The organism is Marinobacter sp. BW6 (assembly GCF_008107725.1).
Classification (GTDB): domain Bacteria; phylum Pseudomonadota; class Gammaproteobacteria; order Pseudomonadales; family Oleiphilaceae; genus Marinobacter.
This window is the reverse complement of record NZ_VIRN01000080.1, coordinates 1-448: the sequence shown is the minus strand read 5'-3', so window position 1 is coordinate 448 and position 448 is coordinate 1. Positions and strand designations below refer to the sequence as shown.

Annotated in this window: 1 pseudogene; it reads right to left on the bottom strand. The window is 58.5% G+C overall.

The features are described from left to right. Nucleotides 1-265, bottom strand: a pseudogene (locus FMN52_RS20045) (hypothetical protein); the annotation flags it as partial. Between the last annotated feature and the right edge of the window lie 183 nt (nucleotides 266-448).

Sequence of the window (448 nt, the reverse complement as noted above, 5' to 3'; positions counted from 1 at the left end):
CTTCAGCTTCACGGCGCGATGCGGCTTCAATCTCCGCTTTGTGCTTCGCTTCGGCATCTCGGCGGGCTTGTTCTGCTGCTTCGTGCTTAATGCGCTCTTCGTGCTCACGCCGAGCCTGTTCCGCCAGGCGGCGCTGCTCTTCGCGGTCACGGTCGAAATCCTTGTTCATCAGCAGAGCCATTTCGTGGTCTGCTTCGAACTTGGCCGCCAACTCCTGAGCGAACTTGATGTTCATTTCCAGCGCTTCGGCGTGCAGCGCGTTCATGGCTTCTTCAGCCTTAATGCGTTCCTACTCGGCTTCCCATTCGGTGAGTGGGCGGCGGGTTGCGTCGCGAAGCTCGTCACATGCATCAACGAAGCGCTTAATTTCGGCCTCAGCAGGTCGCACAGCCTCTTACAGGCGCTTCAGGTACTCTCGGCCCGGCTTTTCAATTGCCGTCTTACTGCG